Source organism: [Mycobacterium] manitobense (assembly GCF_025821665.1).
In the GTDB taxonomy this organism is placed as follows: domain Bacteria; phylum Actinomycetota; class Actinomycetes; order Mycobacteriales; family Mycobacteriaceae; genus Mycobacterium; species Mycobacterium arseniciresistens.
In genome coordinates, this window is record NZ_JACKSJ010000034.1 from 1 (window position 1) to 405 (window position 405).

The following is a 405-nucleotide window of genomic DNA, read 5'->3' on the forward strand; positions in this document are numbered from 1 at the left end:
GGGGCAAAGTGAGCGTGTCCGCGGTGATGGCTGGCATATTCTGTTCTCCTGTCGGTTGGCTGCAGTGACGTGCGGGCCGAAACGCAACCTCTCGGTTACCGGTTTCGCAGGCGGGCGACGACGAAGGGGCAAAGTGAGCGTGTCCGCGGTGATGGCTGGCATATTCTGTTCTCCTGTCGGTTGGCTGCAGTGACGTGCGGGCCGAAACGCAACCTCTCGGTTACCGGTTTCGCAGGCGGGCGACGACGAAATCGGCGGCCTCCTCGGCCATGCCGTTCACCGTGTATGCGCTGTGGGCGCCGCGGTCAAGGCTGCCCGGTTCGCAGATCGGGTCTCGCGGGGCACACAGATCGATGGTCCTGCCAGTGAAGGTGGGGCCGATCTCGAGGGGAGGCGCGTCATGGT

General features: G+C 64.7%; 1 protein-coding gene. It reads right to left on the reverse strand.

Annotation, left to right across the window (positions count from 1 at the left end):
* Positions 1–220: 220 nt before the first annotated feature.
* The coding region (locus H7I41_RS04580; protein ID WP_264011384.1) for a cutinase family protein at positions 221–405 on the reverse strand (185 nt) is incomplete at its 5' end.